Genomic DNA, 23,129 nt, shown 5'->3' with positions numbered 1-23,129 from the left:
ACCTCATAGTTGCGTAGCAGATTTTATATACTGATAATAACTACTTCGCCCATGTAAAAGCCCGGCATCCAGGCTCCGCCTTTAACCTTAGATATTTCAAATTCCTATTCACTAGCAGTTTCATAGCAAGGTTGTCTTTAACATGCTTTCCAATGTCTTTCTAACGTCTAGACACTTTTGGGACTCGAGTCTCCAAAGCGAGGATTCGCTGAACTAAACCAGAACCGGGTTAAACGTTCGCCAGCTCAGCTTAATCCTGAATAGCCCATGGTAACGGATTGTTGAATTGACTCCAATCCTGCTTCATTTCTTCTTCATTTAATAGACAACGCGACAACCTTTTCTCAATATCTTTTTGATTCATGTCCATACCGATAAAGACCAGTTCTGTCATTCGATCTCCCCAGGTATCATCCCAGCGATCCAGAACTTCGGGTTCACTCTCCAATACTTCTCGCTGCTGATCTTCCGGCAAAGCTGCTAACCAATATCCTGCAGGACCAAACTGAATGGAAGGACCTGCCTGACTTAACTGTGCCGCCATGTCGCCACGCGCTGCAATCCATACAAGTCCTTTAGCACGAACTACTTCTTCGGGCCAATTGCTAAAAAAATAGCTGAGACGCTGAGGATGGAACGGAATTTTGCTGCGATATACAAAAGATCCTATTCCATACTCCTCCGTTTCGGGAGTGTGTTCTTTATTCATTAGCTCCGAAATCCAGCCTGAGGACATACTCGTCTTTTCAAAATCAAACAATCCCGTATTCAAAATCTCCTTGGGGTCCACGACTCCATGTATGGTACGAATGATTCTAGCCGTCGGTTGAAGTTTCCTCAATACGGCCTCCAGCTTAACCAGTTCCTTCTCCTCAACTAAATCACACTTGTTCAGCAGTAAAACATCACAAGTTTCAATCTGATCGATTAGAAGATCCACAATATCTCTGTAGTCGTTTTCGCCTACCGCCTGATTCCGGTCAAGTAAGCTTTCTCCCGAGGCAAAATCGTGCCAAAAGCGGTTGGCATCAACGACAGTGACCATCGTATCCAATCGAGCTAGAGAAGTTAAGTCGATATCCAGATCCGGATTGGCATAAGTAAAGGTTTGTGCTACAGGGACAGGCTCACTGATTCCTGAGGATTCAATTAAGATATAGTCAAAACGCCCCTCACCGGCAAGTTTCTGTACCTCGCGCAGCAAATCATCCCGAAGCGTACAGCAGATACAGCCATTGGACATTTCCACCAGCTTTTCTTCCGTTCTTGACAACGCGTTCCCCGATTTTACGAGATTGGCATCTACGTTCACCTCACTCATGTCATTGACAATAACTGCTACCTTTAAGCCATCCTTGTTATGCAAAACATGATTTAACAAGGTTGTTTTACCGGATCCCAAGTAACCGCTCAAAACCGTAATGGGTATTCTCTTCGATGTCTGATGCGTTAACATACCTGATCTCCTCCCATCCATTAACGCGTTTCGCGATGCAGTGTGTATTTTTTAAGACGCGGACTATATTTGCGCAATTCCATGCGTCCGGGATGCATCTTCTTATTTTTGGTGGTCGTGTAATTTCGATCTCCTGTTTCGGTGCATGCCAAGGTAATAACTACTCTCATGTTTAAACATCTCCTTTTCTTATTCGTAATGTTTACGATTTAATCATTTTACTCTGTCCACTCTCTCCTGTCAATCAACATGGATTGTATACCATGTGTTCGTTAAGATAATAAAGCGAGCTCTTTCGTGCAGATTTGAGTTTCCTAATTTGAAGGCCACTCCCTTTGACTGGGATGCGTTATGAGCATGGAATTCAACAATTTCATTGAGACGGGATGCGAGAGGTTCTGGACGATGTCACCGGCTGACTCATCAACAATCGACCTGCATCCATAACCAGCAACCGGTCGGCGAAAGCACATGCAGCCTTGATATCATGAGTAATATACAAATAGGATATATTCAAGGTACGTTGCAATTCCTTCAATAATGCGAGGATTTCGAATTGAATGATTGCCTCTAAAACGTCTTGTCGCTTCATTCAATACAATCAACTTTGGCCGCATAGCAATGGCCCTTGCGAACGACAGCCGCTGCTGCTGCCCTCCGCTAAACTGATGCGGGTAACGGTCCAGGACTGAAGGATCAAGTTCTACCCTCTCTAGTAGCTCGCTGGCATATTTCCTACGCACCTGTCTCCTCATTTTCTTGTAGTTGTCCAGCGGCTCGAGTATGATATCCCCAGCCTTCATTCCGGGGTTAAGGGCAGCCGAACTGTACTGGAATACCGCGTACATATGTTTACCCGGGATGCTTTTTCCTAGCTCCCGACTCCCCCACTAGAGCAACGCATTCCCCTTCTCCGATCTGAATGAAACCCGCTCAAGCGCACGATAGTGCTTTTTTCTTCCTCGCCAGCCTCTGGTTTCAACCGGAAAGGCTTTAATCACTTCATCCAACCATGCGCAACATCTCCTAAGGTAGAGAACTGAGTGTCCGAATTCAATGGAAGGCTAAAGCGGGTGTTCAATAGACAGCGAGTGTATGGATGCTCAGGAGCATTAAACAACTGGATGCACGGCGCCTTTTCCACCACCCTGCCGTATCGCATTACAGCGACCGTTTCCGCCATCTCTGCGATAACGTCAAGGTCATGCGTGACAAGCAAAACTGCAGCTCCGGTTTCCTGCTGCACCTTTTTCAACTCCCGTAAAACGGACTTCCGATGATAGGCATCCAGCGCGGTGGTCGGTTCATCTGCAGTAATTAAATCCGGATTCACGGCGAGAGCCATTCCGATCATCACCCGTTGCAGCATGCCACCACTTAACTGAAAGGGATAATGCTTAATCAAGTTGAGCGGACGCGGAAACTGGACTCTGCTCATGGACTCTACCCCCAAGTCAATCGCCGCCTTCTTGTTTAGGCCAAGATGAATGCAAAACGTTTCTGTGAAATGAGCTCCTATCGTACGGAGAGGATTGAACCATGTCATCGGATTTTGCATAATCATCGCCATTTTGCTCCCTCGGAGTGCACGGAACTGTCTGGAGATAATCCTTCAAGTAAAGTTCCTCTGAACCGGATCTGGCCTTCTGCTATCCGAAATTCGGACGGAAGCAAGCCCATTACGGCCTGGCATAACATCGTTTTGCCGGAGCCCACTCTTACCTACAACACCAACAATCTTTTTATGGAGAGATAGAGATATCTTCCAGCACAGGATATGGTTCCCGCTCATGACTGACAGTTACATGCTGAATGTCCAACAACGCAGATTTACTTAAATCTTCAGAACGCATTCTCACCGTTCCCTGGGGTCAAACTGAGCACGAAGCCCCTCCCTATCAGATTAAAGGCAATAACCGTAAGTAAAGTGGCTATTCCGGGATACACCATAAGCCAAGGGAATTGCCATATATAAGACTTGCTTTCGTTGAGCATCATCCCCCACTCGGCTTCAGGTGCCTGTACCCCAGCCCGAGGAACGTGAGACCCGTCATATCCAACACTACGCTTCCCGTTTCCAAGAATGCAAGCACAGCTACAGGTATGCCACTTGAGGTATAAGATGCTTCCGTATCAAATTCCAACCTGACGTTCCCGATACGATCGACCCCCGCACATAATCGCTGATTTTCAAAGACAACACGAGACTACGGACAAATCTGGCATAAGCAATCCATTGCGAAAAAATAAGAGCCAACAATAAATTTGCAAATCCAGGTCCCATGACTCCAACAAGCGCAAACGCTAGAACAAGGGTTGGAAACGCGAGGAGCAATTCGCATTAGCGCATAAAAAACGATCCAGCAGGCCACCTTTCCAAGCAAAAAATGCGCCCATCACTGTGCCCATGACAACGCTGCACACCATAACGACGACCGCTCCTCCTATGGAATAACGAATGGCCATCAAGAGCCTGGATAAGATGCACCTGCCTAGATGGTCCGTTCCAAAGGGATATTGCCAGGAAGACGGACTCAACTTGGAGTCCAGATTGACCAAGTTTGGATCGTTCGGCACAATCCATGGAACGAGCACCCCGGCTACGCCAAGCAGAAGCAAGAAGACAAGCTCAGCTTTTGCAAGACGCGTATCTCTACCATGGATCCATCGAGTCACGAAAGACGAAGTATTCATATCTGTCGGATTCAGACTCATGTACGCCCCTCCCCATCGTCCCCTCTAGGATCGAGCTTACGTTGTAATCCGTCCGAAATCAGATTCACCGGTTACATACACTACAGCCATCAGCCATACATAGCATTGAATTACCGGATAGTCACGATTCAGAATCGATTCCATCAAATACCGGCCCATGCCAGGCCAACCAATTACTTGCTCGACGATTACCGTTCCACCCAACATATTCCCTATGCCAAGCCCCAGAATAGTTACAATCGGTGCCAGTGAGTTCCGCAGCACATGACGGACCAAAATAAACCCCTCGCCAAGCCCCCTGACTCTGCTATAGAGTACAAAGGTTTCCCCCATCCGCTCAAGCATTTGACTTCGCAAAAGCCGAGCCACCATGGCAATCTGGTGCAATGCCAGCGTAAATGACGTTAGAATAAGATGAGCTATGCCTGCTTTGCTCTGGGACGGAAACCAATCAAGCCTAAGCGAAAAGACATAAAGAAGTAAAACACCGAACCAAAAGCGAGGCATCGCCGCTGTTATATACATGGAAACCGCTGTGACCCGATCTAGCCAGTGGTTATGAAATTGCGAAGATAAAATACCTAACGGGATGCCGATCAAGACGATTAACAGGAAAGTTTACAGGGCAGTTGGAGGGTTGCCGGAAATTTGGAGGCAATCTCGGACGAGATTGCCAATTTGCTCACGTAGGAAAACCCGGAATCAAATTGTATCGTCCTAGAAAGCCGTAGCCACTATTGAACTTAAAGAGGCTCATCCATCCCTAGTTCGGTCCTAACATCCGCAACCGCCACATCGGTCGCAGGTAGGTTCGACAGACGCAAGATCACTTCCGCAGGCTCCACGGATACCAGCCGGACGAGCAGAATAATGGAACCCTGCGCTCATCTCTTTTGAAACAAAATAATTTCCGGTGCTTTTCGGTTGCTTGGGTTGCGATTAGTAATTCTTGAACCACTCCATTTCCGCATGCTTCGAATACTCTCCAATCATCTTTCAACATTAGTTCAATCATCGATAGATCGTACTAAAATAAAAAGGCCGAAGATATCATCTCTTCGCCCCTTTATATTCCTTGTAATGCTGATGTCACTAGATTTTATGTATTATAAGCTCGTTGAACTGATGATGCATACCTGAGCCAAGTAAAATATTCCTCAGTAGTAACCAACCGAATGTCCCGGAGGGGAATCCACCGCTCAAATGATTGATCTAGGAACCCCGTTGGACGTAAAACGAATTGGATTTTGGCATGATGGCAGTAGATCGCCACCACTCTGCCGGCATATCCACCATAAGGATTCCCCGGTAGACCGATTTGAACAATTACCCAGTCACCTATATTCATTATTATCTAGCACCTCTTCATCAACCGGCTGTTGCCGCAGGGTATCATGACTTCGATCATTAGCTGCTCATAATCTTTACTGCTAGTCTTGGATTGGATGCCTTCCATGCGCTAATCTTACCTTTTGCTCGGATTTGTTCTCCATAACTTCGGATATAACCTACTTCCATTCAGCTCACCAAGTACAAACTAACCGCCAACCCAATCAATACAAACCTATGGGCAATGACAATAAAACCGTCGTCTTTAAGCATTTTTCCGGGCCTTCGAAAAGATACCGTGCCGATCAATACGACAATAGTAACCAGATAGACAGTCATTATAAGGATTAAATTCCGGTACTACGGGTGTAAGTCAATCTGTTTTTATATGTAATGGTCACCGGAACATTTACATTAGGAAAACAAACTGCCGTTAAAAATGCGGTTCTCTAAACCGCGTCTTCAGAGGTGTTGACCTCAATGTATTCCGCAACTCTGCGGTACTCACTGGCAAATTTCAGCTTCACGCTAATATTGCCATTTTCGTATACCTTGATGGTGTCGACAAGCTCAATCAGAATATCCCTTGTCAGTTTGTTGATGTTTTCGTACTTCCGAAAAGTTGCTAAAAACGGATTCTATGTGTCAATGCCATTTTCAAGCTCCTCCTTTTCCTCTTGCAGATTGCCTATAACCTCGGTTAATGGCTTCGATCTGCCGCTCATAGTCTTCTTTCATCTGGCGATAATCCTTATGGGTAATTTCGCCGTCTTTCCAGTCTTGATAAATGCCTTGCCTATAGCGTGAAATCTTGGAAAGCTCTTTTTCCTTTGCCGTTATTCGTTCATTAAGCCGGATAGACTGGCCTTTCTGGAGCGGATCCTTGTTAATCCGTGGAACCATTTCTGAAAGAGAAACCGCAATGTATACCTGTTGCTTGATCGCATACAAAACCGATTGTTCCAAATGGTAGTGCTTCATCGTGTGTTTCGTACAAGCCGCTTTGGATTGGTCTCTGTACGTGCGTGCGGCAGTAGTAATACACGTTTCCTTTAACGGTGCTTCGTGTCATGGCCTTGCCGCAATCTGCGCAGCGTAGGAAGCGACTGAACAAATACAACGTTTTTTGCATCGGCGCGGTACGAGTATCCTTTTTCAAAAGCTTCTGTAATCTTCACGGCTGATGATCGGCTCATGCGTATTTTCGACAATGAACCATTCATCCTCGGGAACCGTTTCCTGCACATGGATTTTATAACTCTTAATGCGATAGCGCCCTTGCACCATATCCCCAACATAAATGTGGTTTTTCAACATATTGGTGACCGTCATGGCACACCATTAAGGATTGCTGCCCTCGCTGTTGGGATTCTTGTATTTCATCCCCTTGCTTTTCTTATACGCTGACGGACATAATATACCACTTTCGTTCAATGCTCATGCCCTCTAAGAACCAAGCATAGATGCTTTTGACATTTTCTGCGGCTTCCTCATTGATGATAAGCTCGTTTTTGTCCTCCGGGTCTTTCAGATAGCCATAAGCGGCAAGAGAACCAATATGCAGGCTTTTTCACGCTTCCGATGTGCAGTCCGAATGATATACGTTTTAAAATGATAGCACATAACTAACGAAGGTGTATGGATGAATCACAAGAAGATACTGCGCTAATGCAAAAGCTCGGTCTTTAAGCCAGCATTCGCCGGAAACGTCGGAATATGACATACCAGGCTGCCGGGCGTGTGGCTGATAATCTGCTTAAGCGAAATTTCACAGCTTTTGAACTTTAATTGCAATTAAAAATACACCCCCTAATCTAGGGGGTGCACTTCAATATTCAACGGGTGTAATGACAAATCAATCAAGAAAAGTGAATCATGTTTCATCAATTTCTGTTGTTAGTTTTGGTTGAACAGATTCAAAACTTCATCTAGTTCTTTTGACTTTTCCAGCACAGCTTCGGCCATCATACCCTTCTCAAGTACCAGCACGTTCAGTTCGCGCCGCAATTTCTCTATTTTCATTATCAAGTCGAGTTCATTCATTTTTCATCACATGGTACTCTCGGAATAACCAATCTCAGCCAAAAATGAAATTATGACTGTATGAATAGAATAGGTGACTCTAATTTTGAATATCAACTGCCTCCATCCTGGCGCTGGCGATTAATGCATGCTCTACATAAGTCGCGAGCATTCCATCGCGGGACCCTTGTGTAAGCTTGTGTAACGATTCCCAATCTGCTTACAAAGGATAGTCCATCCCGTTGCGCGCTGCAGAATATTACCAATAGGGGCGCCAATCCTTCAAAATCCGAACAAGTGCCTCAAAGTAAAAGTAATCTCCCCATATATTACACTCATCAATCCCCCATCCACGTGGTTTATTGTAGACGGCATGTTTGAGAATACCGTTGGAGTAGAGGTGATCCTTTGTTGTATAACTTTGAGAAAGAGATTCCAATATTGCTAGTGCCGCTTTTTCATAACGAGGTTTGTCCGAGTCTAACAGAGGCAAGTGCCTAGCTAGTTCCAGCATACCGCAAACCGCAATTGCAGCGGCAGAGCTGTCTTTCTCCTGTTCCTCACCATCTGTAAATACCAGGTCCCAATAAACAACCCCATCCTCGGGGAGACGAGACAAGAAATACTCGGTTAATGCTTTAGAGGTTTCAATGAAAGAAGGATCTCTAGTGTAGAGGTAGCTAAGCATAAAGCCGTAAATTCCCCATGCCTGTCCTCTGGCCCAGCAGGAATCGTCTGCATAGCCCTGATGGGTATTACCATACTTAGGCTCACCTGTAACCACATCCATATAATACGTATGATAACTGGTATGATCCTGGCGTACCAAGTAAGACGCAGACTGTTTGGCATGGCTGACAGCCATTTTGGCGTAGCTTGAATTGCCAGACACCTCGGATGCCCAGTACAATAAAGGGAGGTTCATCAAACAATCCATTATCATTCTTCCACATTCCTTTGGATCGTTTAAGTCTCCCCAAGCCTGAATAATTCCCGCCTTTGGAACAAATCGTTCTGCCAGCAACTCTGCTGCTTTAACGGCGATCGCTCGGGCTTGCTCGTTTCCGGTTAGTCGATAGGCAGCAATCGCCGAAAGACTATACAGAAAACCTAGGTCGTGTGTATTCGTAGCAATACGCTCATCAATCCGTCTTTGAAAGCTGGGCAGTCCCGATTCCGCAATCTCGCGGTACTTTTCATCCTGTGTGCATTCATATGCAAGCCAGAGTATTCCGGTCCAGAAACCGGAGGTCCAATCCGTGTTGGAAACCGCCGGATAAACTAAGCCCTTGCTCGTTGCGGCTGGAAATTGATCCTGATTAAATACGGATAAGCTCTGTTCAAGCTTTTTCAAAACAAATTGAATCTCGTTTTCAAAGTAAGCCCGATCCACAGTTGTCACTTCTCGGGAAAACTGCTTCATCTTATAACCCTCCTTTACTATCAATTAATATCTATAATCATTTCCGGATAAACCCATGCGTAGGATAGATAATAGCCACTTTCCTGGTTTCGATTCCCGATGACAGGACGATAAGGGCCAACGAAATGTTCGTATGCCGCGTCGCCGTAAATACGGGCCATCGCATCGTATAGCTCTACCGGCCAAGTATCTTGCGCCAATTCAGGAAAATTCTGATCCGGTGCATACGGCCATTCGTTTACATGTCCATTCACGTAGTAAAACAAAGTATCTAATGCCAGCTTCAAGCTTCTACCCGAAGGAGAGACCCAGTGAAACAAGTCCTCCTGGGTTGCTTTCCGGATCAGATCGGCCGCAGCTGTCGTAGGTGCAAGAGCAAAATAGTGATACCACATCCCGTTCTTTCCGCGCTCGGTTTCTTCAGTTATAAATCCTTGAGAGGATATCGACTTGTCTATATGTTCCTTCAGTTCCTCAATCACCACCTGCAATGCAGCTTTATCCCCCGCATAAGCATAATAGGCCGCCTGAGCATACAAGCTCCAGCTCCACCAATTGTTTCTCCCCTGAATTCCTTTCCAGGCAGGCAAGCAGACCTGTGTCATCCAACGTTTGAAAGTAGTTTGTTCTTCTCTGTTAAAGAAATGGTAATCTTTAATCATATCTGCCGCCCGAATCAATCCCACACCAAGGTAGGCAGAGACCAAAGGGCCGTCGTTTTCAGTAAACCCCCTGTTCATTTTGGCCCAGGCATAAATCATTTCCCGAGCCTTATTCGCATAAACGGTCTTGCCTGTATATTTGTAGGCCAATGCAGTCGAGAAGGCAGCCTGAGCATCCGGCTCCATCTTTCGTTTGGCTTCCAAGTGTCCCTCCTGATCCATGTAGAATCCAGGTATTCTCCAGGTAGCTACGGCATGAGGCTTCGATGCCAAGCTCACATTAGCTTCTTTGAGCAGTATCCTTGTCATATCGGAACTTGCCAATTTTCTGAACCACCTTCCTTAGTAAAATCATTGTCCGTCTAACCTTTGACTGCACCTATCATAACCCCTTGAACGAAATACCGCTGTACGAACGGATAGGCTGCCAGCATAGGAACAATCATGACAATGATAGCTGCCGACTGCATCGATTCAGGAGTCATCATTTGAATATCTTCCGGACGCAATTGATTCATTTCCTGCACCATGGATTGATTCTGCACCATCTGTTGTACCATAACGGCCAGGTTAAGCTTGTCGGCATCGGTGATATAGATCAATACGCTCATGAACGAGTTCCAATAACCCACACCGTAAAATAACGTTAAAGCAGCCATAACAGGCAGCGATAAAGGAAGCATAATACGGATCAACAACCCCAGCTCGGAACATCCGTCAATTCTGGCTGCCTCCTCCATTTCCTGAGGAATGCCTTCAAAGAAATTCTTCATCACGAGCATATTGTATACACTGACTAGACCAGGAAACCAAAGGGAGCCATAGTTGTTCAACAGACCCAACGATTTCACGACCAAATAAGTCGGGATCATTCCCCCTGTAAAGAGCATCGTAAATATAACGGCCATCGAGATCGATCGTCGACCGTAGAAATAAACTCTTGATAACGGATAAGCAGCCAAAATGGTGAACAACATGCTTAATCCGGTGCCGACTGCCGTTATTAATACGCTATTGAGAAAAGCCTGAACGATTCTCGTACCTTCAAATAAATTCCGATAAGATTGCAAATTAAAGCCTTTGGGCCAAACAGAAACATTCCCGGACAATACAGACGATGCATTGCTAAACGAGAGTGCAGCTATATGGATGAGCGGAAATAAGCACAATAGGGCTGCGCAGGTCAACACCAAGTAATTCACGGCATAAAATGTTTTTTCACCAAATGTCGCTCTCATATTAGCTACCTCCTACCATAGTCCCTGGCCGAATTTGTGGGCAATCTTGTTCGTTGTCAACACCAGAAGCAAGGCTATAGCAGATTCGAATAGCCCTAAGGCAGTTGTAAGACTGAACTCGCCATTTTGCATGCCGAGTCTGTAAATATACGTACTGATAACTTCTGAAATGTCCGATACAACCGGGTTTTTAAGAATATAAATTTGATCGAATCCTACCTCCATGAAATGACCCATGGACAAAATCAACATCAGAATAATTGTTGGCAGCATACCAGGAATCGTTACATTCCAAATTTGTTTTAATTTCCCAGCCCCATCCAAGCCTGCAGCCTCATACAAGGCAGGATCTATACTCGACAGAGCAGCCATATAAATGATCGCGTTCCAACCTGCATCTTTCCATATTCCTGACCCAAGAAAAACCGCCAACCATGAGGACTGCTGGTAAAGAAAAGGTACTTTAAACCCAAACAGCCTATACAACACCTCATTCACAATCCCTTGCTCTTGGGCGAATAGCGTTACTACGATACCGCCAACAACAATCCAGGACATGAAATGAGGAATATAAACCAGAGTTTGCGTCCATCTTTTAAACCATGACTTTCGAACTTCATTAAGCAGGATTGCCAGAAGGATAGGAAACGGAAAACCTATAATAATGTTTAGTATGCTTATCACAAGCGTATTTCGAATAATTTGCAGTGTCTGCGGTTGTGAGAACAAGGCTTCAAAATTTTTAAGACCAGCCCATGGACTACCCAGAATTCCATCACGAAAGCTGTAGTCCTTAAATGCAATAATCAATCCACCCATCGGAAGATACTTGAATATAATAAAAAAAAGAGCAACCGGGACAAACATCACAATCAAAGGAATATTCTGTCTGAAAATTCTGCTTTTTGTCTTCATGGTACACCTTCATTCCTGAACATGGATCCTTCAGAAATCTCTAAAGGATCCATGAACATTAGTTGTTATTTCAAAATGTTATAAAGATCCTTGGAATAAATCGCTTCATCTTTGTTCTTGTCATACCAGTTTCTATAATACTCCTCCAGTTGTTTCCCTCCTGCTTTTTCCCAGGTCGACTGCGCGTCTGCAGCTGCCTGATCAATCGTATAAGAGGAACCACTGATCACCGCTCTAGACCAGATATCATCAATCGTTTTGCTGACAGTCGTATCAATCAAACTCAACTCCTTGGTCAATTGCGGAAGATACTCCGGAAGAATAAAGGTAGCTACGGGACGATCCGGAGACAGATAAATCACATTGGCAGCTTTCTTCAGCTCATCGACTTTTTTCAGTGCCGGTGTACTCAGGTCTTTCATCTTGTCATCAATATATTTTTGACGAACTCTTGGATACAGTAATTGATAATAATCAAAGTTCCAGTCCAGTTGGTTCTTGTTAATATCGGTAAAGCCCGTTTTATCAGGGAAGCCGTTCACTTTTTTGTAATTTTGTCCTTCTATCCCGTAATGAAGCGTATTGCCAGCTTGATCGGAAACCATAAAATCAATATATTTCATGACGGCTTCCGGATCTTTGGCATCTGCGTTAATGACGGCCGTTGTTTTAATCGGTGCTATTAACTGCGGATTATATTGGCCGTACTCTGTCTTCGGAAGTGCCATTGGCAGTACTTCTGCTTCTGGTTGGTTCTTCATTAACGTTTCCATGTTATTGACATCTAGCGCTGTGCCTGATGGGGCGATCCAGATACCGAGTTTTCCGGTTACCCAATCCTGAATAGCCTTTTGCCCTGTTGAATCGGTCAAATAATCCTTGTCGACAATACCCGCGTCATATAGTTTTTTCTTGAAAGCATTAGCCGCTTTAAAGCGATCCCAATCATGGATCATCTGTCCGTCCTTCAATGTCCAGTTAACTGCACCGAACATTTGATTGACTCCACCTCCGGAAAAGCTGCTTAAATTGATCCCATACTCATCCTTCTTATGATTTCCATTAGGATCATCTTCGGTGAAAGCCTTTGCAACATTATACAAATCATCAATTGTCTGAGGCATTTGAAGGTTTAGTTTTTTCAACCAATCATTTCGAATCAGTAAGTAGAATTGGCTGCCGAGCTCCGCCTCAGTGGTTCCGAATTCGTACATTTTACCATCAGGCTTGGTTCCGAGTTTTTTTAGAATGGGATATTTATTCAACAATTCCTTATAGTTCGTACTGTACTTTTCAATCAGATCGTCAATAGGAAGCAGTTGTTTCTGATTGTATAACTGGTTGCGAAAATTTGCGTCGTATTCCAAAATCAAATCTGGCGCATCTCCCGCTGCGATTAAGGTGTTTAGCTTATCCTGTGACTGGTTTCTTGGAATCGGTACAAATTTTACATTTACTGGCCCATTATCGTTGATCCACTTCGTCCAACGATTATTCTCATATGTCCCCTCTTGCGGTGGTACCTTGCCACGGTCGTAAATTGTAACGCTTATCTCAGGCTTTCCTTTGTTCCCTGCATTTGTGGAACCCGATCCAGTCAACTTCTCTGCTCCTTCCTTGCTGCTTGAACAGCCAGAAAGGAGCGAGCCTGTTACCATTGCCAGCGTAATAAGCAATGTAACAAACCGCTTCCCTTGTGTTGATGCCATGTTTGCATGTCCCCCTATTTTAAGATATTGTCGATGAACATCGACTGAATCGAATATAGATTCAGCAGGAAATCAAGTAAATTCACACTTATTAATCAGCGACACATCTTTCAAGGAATAGATACTCACAATTTCAAAGGTCCCTCACAAAATCAGATAACTCCTCGGCTTATCCCGTTTATTGATCAAGTAAATTCTCCGTCTTCTCCTGTTTCCGGAATTCCCCCGGAGTCATCCCGGAAAGCTTTTTAAACACCCTCATAAAGGAATATACATGCTCATAACCTACGCGCGCAGCCACATCCTGCACTGTAAGTGATGTTGTTTTCAGAAATTCCTTTGCATGTGAAATTCGAACTCGGGCCAGATAATCAACAAAACGTTCACCAATTTCATCCTTAAACAACCTGCTTAAATAGTTGGCATGGTATTCGAATGTTTCACTTAAATAGTTTAATGACAAATTGGGTTCCATATAATGTTCTTCAATATAATCACAGATTTTTCGGCTAACCCCGTACTGACTCTTGTTTTCCCGAATCAACAACATTTCTTCATAAGCTTCCCGTAAAACAGTGTGAATATTGGTTTGAATTTCCTGCAAGTCATCAAAGTCATTCAAATTCTCATTTAGACGAGGGAGCGTGCGCTCTAGCCATAACGCCTGATATTCTTTGGACAATTCCATCAAATTCCGGTACATGTTATATATTAAATAGCTGATCAAACCAACAATATCATCCCGACGAATACTACTAGTTTTCAATAAATCAAAAAAAATGCTGAGTTCCTGTTCCCATTTGGGCTCTCCAAGCCGATAAGACTGAATCATATTGCGAATAATTTGGAGATATTTGAACATCTCATCTGGAGTATCTCCGTTAAGATCCCAGGCTGGTATAACTCGATTCAATCCAAGAGAAAGTTTATAGTTCAGTGCCTTTCTTGCATTATCGAAGGAGATAGCTAAGTCTTCTGGTTTATGAACAATCTCACCTAGTCCAACTGTAACCGAGAAGTGCAAGTTATGCTGGACCCAATCCCGTACCAGCTCCCCAAGTCGAATAAGATTATTTTTACAATCCTCTACTCCCCCTTCGACCAGACATATTGCTGTCAATTGATACGGTTCATCTATCCATTCGGCCCAAAGTCGTATAGCTTGATGCTCCGATATTTCCTGGAGTACTTTCAAAATGACGAATTTGAATAGGTTTTGATCCCGATATGAATACTGCTTAGTGAATAACGAGTAGCGATCAATCTCGAAAATCATGACAGACAGCATATCAAATCGCGGATCCAATCCAAATACCTGAAGTTCTTCATCCCACTCTATTGAAGTAATGATCCGGCTTCCTTCAAGTAATTCCTCAAAAAAGATCTGTCTTTTATATAACTGATTCTCCTCATGCTCTTTTTGAAGCATGCTGGATGTATTCATTAGATCATCTAATGCATAATCAATATATTTAAATTCATCAAGGAATTGATTATCTAGTGCTTGATCATTAGGCTTTGCAAACGCCTCGATTCGTTTGACAATGGATTGAAGCGGTTCCACGTTCCTCCGTGTAATGATAAGAATCCAGAATGCACCGACCAATAAAGTAGCTACAATGAGAATCAACCAAATCCACGAAACGGAGGAAATGATGCCTAATAAAGCAATGTGTTTGACTCTACTTTGGAGGTCATAGCCTGAATACTGAGAATGAACTGCCGTCAACACATCTAGATTAGCTTGGTTTTGAATCGATCCATTATCCTCCAATGTAAGCAGCAACTGCCCATTTTCGTCATACAAGCTAAAAGTGTTTTCGTTTCCCTGATGCTTAAAATTATCTTTAAGTAAGGATTGAAGCCTTTTGGGATTAATATTGACAATGATTAGCCCCTCATCACTCACTTTTCGTACAAGTGATATGACTTGCCGTGGTGATTCTACTTCGGGAAACTCAGTGAATGTGCGTAAGCTTGTCCAACGATAAGGGGTTTTTTGGTTCATAGAACCCTGGACGAACTTCTGATCCGGATAATCGTTCAACGATCCGGTCCAGGATGAACTCAGCACATGATTGTCCTGAATTCTGTATAAATACATGGAATCAATCAGCGGATTGCTGATCATATATTCCTGTAGTCTATGAGATATGGTTAAATCGTCCACTTGAGTAATTCGGTTACGAATTGGTTCAAAAAAAACTTGAAAGCGTCCATCGCTTTGACTTTCTTTAATCATTGAAGAATCAATATTCCCTAGTGAATAATCCACGAACTGTACTATCACCTGTGAATAAGTCTCGTTTGCTTGCCTAACTTCTTTTTCAAACCGTTCACTAAATCCAATTAACGCTGCCAGAATGACAGCGCAAGATACAACAAGAAGAACCGGCATATAAGAAAAAAGTAGCCGATAATACCACTTTTTGTTATTCAAGAAGACCCCTCATTTCTAAAAACCACAATTTAAGTACGGATTTATAATAACATGAAGCAAACCCTCCAAAAATACAAACATTTCTGAGAAACCATATTTTCAAAAACCGCCAAAAAACAAACAATAAAGACCGGAAACAAGCAGCAACCACGGTGGAAGTAGCAAATATCCCGTTAATAGGCGAGTTTATCATCGGCAACTATACAAGAAGCAAGGTGGGACAGCCATGGCTACATGTAAATCTAAATTATTCGGAAATCAAAGCAGAGGGGAGTCTGGGAGATCCCGATTCCGTCTTCTTCTGTTACCGCAAGTTGATTCAACTGAGAAAAAGCAATCCGACTGTTGTTTCTAACCAATAAATGTTGGCCACAAAGCGATATTGGTAATCGAATCTCGAGGCAATGCTTAATTCAGATTCACTCGAGTAAAACAATCAGATATATTTTCCCAGTAAGATTGGGTATTATAGTCCCAGCCGCCATAGTGGTTGTCCAGTTGCTTAGCATTAGCCAAACAAAAGAAAAGAGGTAAAGAACAAAGCCAGTTGATACATACAGTACAGGTAATACGATTTGTAAATTGAACATAAATAGGAGGAGCACTCCTAAAACAAGAAATAATAACTTGTAAGTTTTTTTAATAAATGCACCCCTGGGAAGTTGAAAAACTCAGCACTTTGGAGAACGTAGCTAATGTGCTTGATATCCGCACTAAGAGCAAAAAAGAGAACATCCTCAAGGATATTCTCTTCCTTAATTTATTTCGGGAAGTCAAACCTTCCTGCACCGGTGCAGCCGGCTCCTGCCATGTTAAGTTCCCACCTTTCGTATTAAAGCCTCTCTTATAAGATCGACTTCCTGGGAACGAGCACATTGGATCACAGACCGATCGCCCCAACGGCATGAGGATAAAGCTCCGAGGTATAATGACCGAAGCCCTCTTCAGTCGGATGCACGCCGTCAGCAAACAGATGCGGTAATCCCGGAACGAGCAATGCGCCGTCAACGACGCGAGCTTGCCCGAATCCGGAAGCGACGCGCGCGATCAAAGCGCGAACGTCTGCCAACGTTCCAGCAGCCTTACTTGTCATCTCCGCATGGTGCCAAATCGGCGTGATGACCAGAAGCGGTACCCCCGCGTACCTAGCGCTTATTCGCTCCAAATACCCCTTCGCTCGAACCTCAATCTCGGAGGCTAGCATGTTGCTCATCCAATCGTTCACGCCGTAGGCGACAGTGATCAGATCGGGCTCGAAGGGAAGCGCCGTATCGAAACTGTCGGGATCGAACACATGTCCTCCCACGCCCTGATTGAGCAATTCCGCATTCATTAAACGAGCTAGCCGAACCGGATAAGTTCCAGACGGGTGACGGGATTCGAGCCCCTGAGTGATCGAGTCTCCAAGGCAGAGTAGTCTTCGTAGGGGCCGATCTTGCGCCGGAACCGCAATGGCGCCAGGAGATAACCGGACGTCTGTAACAGTGACCCATGCGGCTTGAGGCAAATGCACTTCAACCCTACGTAGTTCCCCCGCTTTTGTCACCGGCTCCAGCGAAAGCTTCAACACACTGGTATGCGGTAACGTACCAATACGTTCGAACGAGGCTGAATCGGCCCAGCGGTTACGAATGATCGCAGTGGCCTGCAAATATTGGCGTGCAGCACCTTCAACGTGGAGCTCCAACTCCAGCCAAGTTGCGTCCGTTTCCACAACTAGGCTGACGCCTGCCGCACAACGGGCCCTAAGTAAATACGAGTCATTACTCCTGAAATACGACAATTGTTTATCCGTAAACCGGACGGGCCGCACGCCTAAGTCCGTCTCTTCCAGATGGAGTAAATGGCGATAGCTTTCCGCCTTCTTCCAAAAGACCATGTAACCTCCCCTATCGTTTCAAGTTTGATGAACCTTCCTGTAATCGCCAGGTGTCACGCCAACTGTTTTCTTGAACGTGCGGATGAAAGACATCGGGTGCAGGTAGCCAACCCGGACCGCGATTTCGTTGATCGGCAATCTGCCGTTGCGCAGCATGTCCTTGGCGTGCTCCATCCTTACTTGACAGAGGTATGTGACGAACTTCTCTCCGAATTCTTCCTTGAACAGTGTGCTGAGACTGGACGTGTTCATCTGAAATTTCTCTCCAAGCAAAGTCAAGGAGAGGTCAGGATTATGAAAATTCTCTTCAATGTAGTCTCTCACTTTGCGGACGACGACGTGGTTGCCTTTCTCTTCTCTGAGTCTCTTCATGCTGCGGAAACAATTCGCCAGACGATCCGAGTAGAAGGCTTCGAGTTCATCCAGTGTCTCGAGAGAATCCATGCGCTCCCCCCAACTAGCGCGGAATTCGCGGTTCCAGATCTCTTGATATTCCGGTGGAAGCTCCGTCATCTCTCTGTAAAAGAAATAGTTCATATAGGTTAGAACACCGTCGATCTCTTCCCTTGGCAACAGCAGCGACCGAAGCCCGGTGAACAGCAGCTCGAGTTGCTCCTGCCAGCCCTCACTGCCAACGCGGAATGCTTGGGCGATCGTCCGCACGTACTGCAAATAGACAAACAAATCGCCGCTCGCCAGATCCTCGATCTCCCAATGTCCGATCACCCGGTTGCTGCCGAGGGCGGATTTATAATCTAGTGCTCGAACACCTGATTCGTAGGATTTGGAGATGTCGCTAACCTCTGCTACGGACGAGCCAATGCCCCACGTGATCGTCAGCTTCAGATGGTTCTGCAGCCAGTCTCGGACCTCCTCGGCTTGAGCAAGGATGCGCCGGCTCGCCTGAATCCGATCTTCCTCGGATGAACTCAGATCAATAACGCATAGCCGGTGGTTCGTCGCCCACTCTTGCCAAATTCGCAGGGAACGCGTCTTTGCCGTCTCTTCGACGACCTTGTTCAAAATATATTTGAACAAGCCCTGATCCTCGTGTGAGTAACGGCTAATAAAGGAGGAATATTGGTCGATCTCGATCACGCTAACCGTGGCGCCCGCGAAAGCTCCGATCCCTAGCCCACGCATCGCCTCGGACCACTCCGCTTCATCGACCATCCCGCTTCCTTCCAACAATTCCTGAAACAATCGCAATCGGCGGAGCCTCGCATGCTCCCGATCCCGATGTTCATAGTCCTGCGTCGCTTCGATCATATTGGAAAGCGTGTAATCGATGTAACGTAGCTCGTCGCCGATGGGCTCACGCAGAAAGGAATTCAGGTGCTGCTCGTTATACGATTGAATCCGGGAAAGAATCGATTCGATCGGCTTGTAATTTTTACGCGAAATATAGACGACCCACCATATACCGATTAACAACCCGAGCAAGCCAAACAGCACCCAGCCGCTCGTGATGTATTCGTATAAATTTCCAGAAAGGGATGTCTTCAACACGCTGCTATAGGTTAGTCCAGAGTAGGCCGAAGTCAACTGGACGGGGTACTTCTCGGACGGGGTGGCGGCTTGACCGAACACCGCTCCTCCGTTACGGTCCGAGACTGACAGGTAGCTTACCTGCGACTCCCCGTAGCTTTCGAGATAGTCCTGAATCTTGTTTACGCTGACGTTAACGACAAGAATTGCAATACCTCGGCTACCGAGTGGTATGCTCTTGGTCATGGAGATGACGTTATCCTTGCGTTCTCCGCTAGCAAAGACCCGAAAAGTTCGCGGGGCACTCCAGACGGACTTTGCGCGTTCAGGCCGACTTCAGCATACGCGCGATCAGCGAATTGATCGATGCTCAGCTTCGTCTGGTCGCTAACCACCGCCCCGTCCCCCGCTCGATAAACGTAAATCGAGTCGATCAGGAAATTCGTATCGACCATTGATTGCAACAACTGGGACAAGCCGATGATAAATTCGGGCGAATTCTCCATTCCGCCGAATGATGTCAGCGTCGAATTACGAGAGATCGTCCCAATCATCATCATTTCGATTGAGCGCAGCGACATATCGAGGTTATTTTGTAGATTCTGGGCAATCTAATCGGCATGTTCGGATAGAGCTTCCGGTTTGCCAAGAAGTTTCCGGTTTAATGCCTCCATTTAAAAAATCGAATACATCGTGAATATGGACGCGGGTATCTTTCGATATTCCTAACGTTTAGAATAATGAACGGTGATAACTATCCGAGCATTGACGTTCTGCCAACATTCGATAGTAGAAGGAGTCATGTTCGGAGTCACGAAACAGGGTAGGCATCATACATTTTCTCCTCTCAAAATGATTTGTGACAGCAAAAGAGCCAATGAAAACAAGGCTTCTTTACTAACCCTTTCATTTTGGAGTTCAAATCGGGTACTTTATAAGATTAAAATTATTATAAGGACACTAATCATGACACAAAATCGTCATGCGGCATCTGGAGGAGGGTATGTCATAACGGATTTACAAAATTTGATTACATATGTATGGAACCGGACTGTTTTCAAACTTTGAGAGACCCAGTGGCAGAAGGCAAATCTTGCTTGGATCGAATAATTTGAGCGAGGGAAAGAAATTTTATACGATCAATGGAATCAACCCATCGTGCTTATGATCACTGATGGGTTGACTTTAGTTATTGAGCTATTCACTTTCAACATCAAATGGATTGGATCAAGAGAATCATTGATTAGGCTTAACGATATCCCCTGCTTGAAGTTGTAGCACCAAGTGAAGTAGAAGCCACCCTCAATTATGCACAAGGAAGGCGCATGCACTTAGCGTTATATTACAGAAAAATCCTTCGCGTTGCTTCGTCGCACTAGAAAGCATTCCTATAATCGATCCCCTTCGCAAGTGATCAGGCGAAACCGACTGCCTCATGCCCAGCGAATGTTTCTACTTTCCTCTCCGCTTTCATACTTCCTCTACCAGATCACAAACTTAAATGCCACTTCAGTTCAGGCTTATAAACGTTTTTTAGATTGTTGTATCTAGCTCCAGTTTCAACTCATTTTGAGAAAATTGTTCCCCCATAAAAACAGCTACATCATGCACCTTCCCTTGCGGCTGAATGCGAAATAACTCCAATTGTCGGTATGCAAATTGAAACAACATGCGTTCCCCGGTTTCTGCTGAGGTAAAAATACCTTTTGCCCGATAAACCTTGTCCGGCAATTGGCTTACGAACTGTTCGAAACGTTCACTGTCAATCGGTTGATTAAAATAATGCGTATAGACCATAACATGATCGTAAGAATGCGAGTGATTCCCATCATGATCATAGTCATGGTGGTGATCATGCTCATGGTCATGGTGGTGATGTTCGCATGTATGCTGTACATTTTCTTCATTATGATGCTGACCTTCTTGAACAGGAACAAACTCATGCGCTTGTAGAACTCCTTCTATCCAAGATTGATCGAACTCACAATAGACCGTGGAATAAATAGCAGCTACCGGATTGACCAGATGAATGATTTGTTTCATTTCATCTAACTCCGTTGTGCTTATCAGGTCGGACTTATTAACTAAGAGCATGGATGCGCATCGGATTTGATCCCGCATTAAATGATACGTTCTCCCGGATCCCTTACGGTGCCATTGCATGAAATGCGCTGCATCAATCACTGTAATCATCGCTTTAATTTCAACATGGACCAATAAAGCCGCCTCTGTAACGCCGTCGAAAATTTCCATGGGGTTTGCCACACCCGTTGCTTCAATTATAATCAGATCCGGTGACAAATCATCTACAAGCTGTTTAATTTCCATTCCTAGATCGCCACGAATTGTACAGCAAATGCATCCACTCAACATCTCACGCATGGGGACACTCTCTTCCAAGAGTTGTCCGTCCAGGTTGACATCACCCACTTCATTCATAATGATCGCAGGTCTCATACCTTTCGCCACGCAAGTAGTCAGCATCTTCGTAAGCAATGTCGTTTTCCCGCTTCCCAGAAATCCAGACAAAATGAGGATTGGTACCTTTTTAATCAATGGATAAAAACCTCCCGCTCTATTCCCATCTCTACTGATGCAGAGATGAATTCTTTGTTCATAACTAAAAACAATGATTGCTCTCTTCACCTTTTTGACAGATACACGTCCTATGGTCTATACTGAATTTAATTGTAATAATTACAATTATAGATGTAATTTGAAACCTGTTCAAGTAACAGAGGTTCAAATGAGGCATCTTTAAAGAGGAGGATTGGATTTTTGAATAAAGTTCCGGTCGTCATCATAGGCGGTTTTCTTGGTAGCGGCAAGACAACGCTTCTGTTAAGACTTCTTCAAGAGGCAAGACTGCGTCAACTCAAAACCGCTGTCCTTATGAATGAATTGGGACAGTTTGACGTAGATGGCGGACTCGTTTTATCCGACTTGCCTGACGCCTCCGTAGAGAGGCTTCTCGACGGTTGCATCTGTTGCAGTAAAAAGTCGGAAGTCACCCAATACGTGCGACGGCTCCTCGACCGCAATCCTGATGTTTTGTTCATCGAATTGACCGGGGTAGCAAACCCGGAAGAGGTCACCGATTGCTTAACTGAGCCGCAACTTCTTAATCATATCGAGTTGAAGCATATTATAACCATACTTGACGCAGAATGGGTGCTGGAATATAACAGCATATTTAATACCGATCGCCAGCTTGTCCATACGCTGCGTAGGCAAATGGAAGTAGCAGACACAGTACTAGTAAACAAAAGCGATCTGGTTTCCTTCACCCATTTGTCCAAAATTGAAAAAGCAATCAAGAAAAGCAGAACGGAGTGGCCACGATCCATTTTACGTTATACAGTGAAATGAACATGGATCACATCTTCTCCGACTTACGGCCAATCGTTCGAAGCGTTCCCGCGGTCCAGAGGAAAACCTTCAAAGTTATCGAATCCGTGCGAAGACAACAAAATTCGCAGGGAGAACACTCCCACCATGAGAACGATCATTTAGAAAATAAATCCTTCAGCAGAGTCCAGACCATAGCCCTACATTTTGCGGAGGGCGCTTCCACAACAGCAAAGCAAATTGATCGCTTCCTCAAGCAGTGGGGAAAATCGCTTCTGCCAGCAAAAGGCTACCTCGTCTTAGTTGATCAAACATGCAAGCTTGTTCAATTCGCCGGAAACCGAATCGTTTGGCAACCGACGGGTTATCCGGGCCCCTCTTACCTGGTCCTCATCGGGATCGATTTGGATCGTGATCGGGTTAATCACGAATGGGCCAAGATCGTTTCCTATTCGACATAATTTGCTACAAACAAATTTAGCTTGAACGCGCGGCCCCAAATGTA

24 protein-coding genes and 2 pseudogenes are annotated in these 23,129 nt (G+C 44.9%); 3 read left to right on the top strand and 23 right to left on the bottom strand.

Annotated elements, in window-relative coordinates; genetic code table 11:
• Positions 1-250: 250 nt before the first annotated feature.
• The 18 genes and pseudogenes from MKY74_RS33945 to MKY74_RS33870 form a co-directional block, all read right to left on the bottom strand.
• Positions 251-1,456, bottom strand: a complete 1,206-nt coding sequence (locus MKY74_RS33945) for a GTP-binding protein (protein WP_076175324.1) — start codon at positions 1,454-1,456, stop codon at positions 251-253.
• A 20-nt stretch (positions 1,457-1,476) separates the two neighbouring features.
• Positions 1,477-1,626: a 50S ribosomal protein L33 gene (gene rpmG, locus MKY74_RS33940; protein ID WP_076175326.1), complete on the bottom strand. Its 150-nt coding sequence runs from the start codon at positions 1,624-1,626 to the stop codon at positions 1,477-1,479.
• A 315-nt stretch (positions 1,627-1,941) separates the two neighbouring features.
• Entirely contained in the window at positions 1,942-2,304 is a 363-nt protein-coding gene (locus tag MKY74_RS35780; RefSeq protein WP_076175329.1) for an ATP-binding cassette domain-containing protein, read from the bottom strand.
• A gap of 149 nt (positions 2,305-2,453) precedes the next feature.
• Positions 2,454-3,026 carry an ATP-binding cassette domain-containing protein gene (locus MKY74_RS33935; protein ID WP_076175332.1) on the bottom strand — a complete coding sequence of 191 codons (573 nt, stop codon included), beginning with the start codon at positions 3,024-3,026 and terminating at the stop codon, positions 2,454-2,456.
• 525 nt (positions 3,027-3,551) lie between these two features.
• Positions 3,552-3,740 (bottom strand): ABC transporter permease subunit, encoded by a 189-nt coding sequence (locus MKY74_RS35775; RefSeq protein WP_432206622.1) that lies wholly within the window; start codon positions 3,738-3,740, stop codon positions 3,552-3,554.
• Positions 3,741-3,760: 20 nt separating this feature from the next.
• Positions 3,761-4,171 carry a hypothetical protein gene (locus MKY74_RS33930; RefSeq protein ID WP_084204176.1) on the bottom strand — a complete coding sequence of 137 codons (411 nt, stop codon included), beginning with the start codon at positions 4,169-4,171 and terminating at the stop codon, positions 3,761-3,763.
• Positions 4,172-4,207: 36 nt separating this feature from the next.
• Positions 4,208-4,771, bottom strand: a complete 564-nt coding sequence (locus MKY74_RS33925; protein ID WP_076175334.1) for an ABC transporter permease — start codon at positions 4,769-4,771, stop codon at positions 4,208-4,210.
• A 1,178-nt stretch (positions 4,772-5,949) separates the two neighbouring features.
• A pseudogene (locus MKY74_RS33920) lies at positions 5,950-6,120 on the bottom strand (DUF4368 domain-containing protein); the annotation flags it as partial.
• 37 nt (positions 6,121-6,157) lie between these two features.
• Positions 6,158-6,466, bottom strand: a complete 309-nt coding sequence (locus MKY74_RS33915; RefSeq protein WP_244169436.1) for a hypothetical protein — start codon at positions 6,464-6,466, stop codon at positions 6,158-6,160.
• Complete coding sequence (locus MKY74_RS33910) at positions 6,387-6,632, bottom strand: zinc ribbon domain-containing protein (protein ID WP_347876924.1); 246 nt, start codon at positions 6,630-6,632, stop codon at positions 6,387-6,389. Before MKY74_RS33910 ends, MKY74_RS33915 begins: the two co-directional genes overlap by 80 nt.
• Before the next feature lie 23 nt (positions 6,633-6,655).
• The gene (locus MKY74_RS33905; RefSeq protein ID WP_347876921.1) at positions 6,656-6,832 is read right to left on the bottom strand and encodes a recombinase family protein; all 177 of its coding nucleotides are present in this window, start codon (positions 6,830-6,832) and stop codon (positions 6,656-6,658) included.
• A gap of 564 nt (positions 6,833-7,396) precedes the next feature.
• Positions 7,397-7,543: an aspartyl-phosphate phosphatase Spo0E family protein gene (locus tag MKY74_RS33900; RefSeq protein ID WP_084204179.1), complete on the bottom strand. Its 147-nt coding sequence runs from the start codon at positions 7,541-7,543 to the stop codon at positions 7,397-7,399.
• Between the two features lie 238 nt (positions 7,544-7,781).
• On the bottom strand, positions 7,782-8,945 hold the full coding sequence (locus MKY74_RS33895) for a glycoside hydrolase family 88 protein (RefSeq protein ID WP_076175342.1): 1,164 nt from the start codon (positions 8,943-8,945) through the stop codon (positions 7,782-7,784).
• 20 nt (positions 8,946-8,965) lie between these two features.
• Positions 8,966-9,916 (bottom strand): alginate lyase family protein, encoded by a 951-nt coding sequence (locus tag MKY74_RS33890; RefSeq protein ID WP_279628512.1) that lies wholly within the window; start codon positions 9,914-9,916, stop codon positions 8,966-8,968.
• 53 nt (positions 9,917-9,969) lie between these two features.
• Positions 9,970-10,845, bottom strand: coding sequence for a carbohydrate ABC transporter permease (locus tag MKY74_RS33885; RefSeq protein WP_076175346.1), 876 nt, complete (start codon positions 10,843-10,845; stop codon positions 9,970-9,972).
• 12 nt (positions 10,846-10,857) lie between these two features.
• The gene (locus MKY74_RS33880) at positions 10,858-11,760 is read right to left on the bottom strand and encodes an ABC transporter permease (RefSeq protein ID WP_076175348.1); all 903 of its coding nucleotides are present in this window, start codon (positions 11,758-11,760) and stop codon (positions 10,858-10,860) included.
• 65 nt (positions 11,761-11,825) lie between these two features.
• Positions 11,826-13,469 (bottom strand): extracellular solute-binding protein, encoded by a 1,644-nt coding sequence (locus tag MKY74_RS33875; RefSeq protein ID WP_076175350.1) that lies wholly within the window; start codon positions 13,467-13,469, stop codon positions 11,826-11,828.
• A 178-nt stretch (positions 13,470-13,647) separates the two neighbouring features.
• The gene (locus tag MKY74_RS33870) at positions 13,648-15,909 is read right to left on the bottom strand and encodes a helix-turn-helix domain-containing protein (RefSeq protein ID WP_076175352.1); all 2,262 of its coding nucleotides are present in this window, start codon (positions 15,907-15,909) and stop codon (positions 13,648-13,650) included.
• 152 nt (positions 15,910-16,061) lie between these two features.
• Here MKY74_RS33870 and MKY74_RS35770 point away from each other — a divergent pair, with 152 nt between their 5' ends.
• Positions 16,062-16,271: an alpha-amylase family glycosyl hydrolase gene (locus MKY74_RS35770; RefSeq protein ID WP_445671811.1), complete on the top strand. Its 210-nt coding sequence runs from the start codon at positions 16,062-16,064 to the stop codon at positions 16,269-16,271.
• A 518-nt stretch (positions 16,272-16,789) separates the two neighbouring features.
• Here the strand turns inward: MKY74_RS35770 and MKY74_RS33865 are convergent.
• From MKY74_RS33865 to MKY74_RS33850, 5 genes and pseudogenes are all read right to left on the bottom strand, one after another.
• Positions 16,790-17,788: an SGNH/GDSL hydrolase family protein gene (locus MKY74_RS33865; RefSeq protein ID WP_076175354.1), complete on the bottom strand. Its 999-nt coding sequence runs from the start codon at positions 17,786-17,788 to the stop codon at positions 16,790-16,792.
• Between the two features lie 18 nt (positions 17,789-17,806).
• On the bottom strand, positions 17,807-19,522 hold the full coding sequence (locus MKY74_RS33860) for a helix-turn-helix domain-containing protein (RefSeq protein WP_076175356.1): 1,716 nt from the start codon (positions 19,520-19,522) through the stop codon (positions 17,807-17,809).
• Positions 19,519-19,857, bottom strand: a complete 339-nt coding sequence (locus MKY74_RS33855; RefSeq protein ID WP_076175358.1) for a hypothetical protein — start codon at positions 19,855-19,857, stop codon at positions 19,519-19,521. The genes MKY74_RS33860 and MKY74_RS33855 overlap by 4 nt, the downstream gene beginning before the upstream one ends.
• A 7-nt stretch (positions 19,858-19,864) precedes the next feature.
• Positions 19,865-20,107 (bottom strand): annotated as a pseudogene (locus MKY74_RS35765) (DUF6075 family protein).
• A 702-nt stretch (positions 20,108-20,809) separates the two neighbouring features.
• Complete coding sequence (locus MKY74_RS33850) at positions 20,810-21,832, bottom strand: CobW family GTP-binding protein (RefSeq protein ID WP_341014081.1); 1,023 nt, start codon at positions 21,830-21,832, stop codon at positions 20,810-20,812.
• Between the two features lie 222 nt (positions 21,833-22,054).
• On the opposite strand from MKY74_RS33850, the gene MKY74_RS33845 reads away from it, so the two are divergent.
• Together MKY74_RS33845 and MKY74_RS35760 are read left to right on the top strand one after the other, a co-directional pair.
• A complete protein-coding gene (locus tag MKY74_RS33845; protein ID WP_167372926.1) occupies positions 22,055-22,645 on the top strand; it encodes a GTP-binding protein in 591 nt (196 codons plus the stop codon).
• Complete coding sequence (locus tag MKY74_RS35760) at positions 22,642-23,085, top strand: CobW C-terminal domain-containing protein (RefSeq protein WP_084204182.1); 444 nt, start codon at positions 22,642-22,644, stop codon at positions 23,083-23,085. Before MKY74_RS33845 ends, MKY74_RS35760 begins: the two co-directional genes overlap by 4 nt.
• Positions 23,086-23,129 lie beyond the last annotated feature (44 nt).

The organism is Paenibacillus sp. FSL R5-0378 (assembly GCF_038009285.1).
Classification (GTDB): domain Bacteria; phylum Bacillota; class Bacilli; order Paenibacillales; family Paenibacillaceae; genus Paenibacillus_AQ; species Paenibacillus_AQ favisporus.
This window is presented reverse-complemented; position numbering and strand designations above follow the sequence as displayed.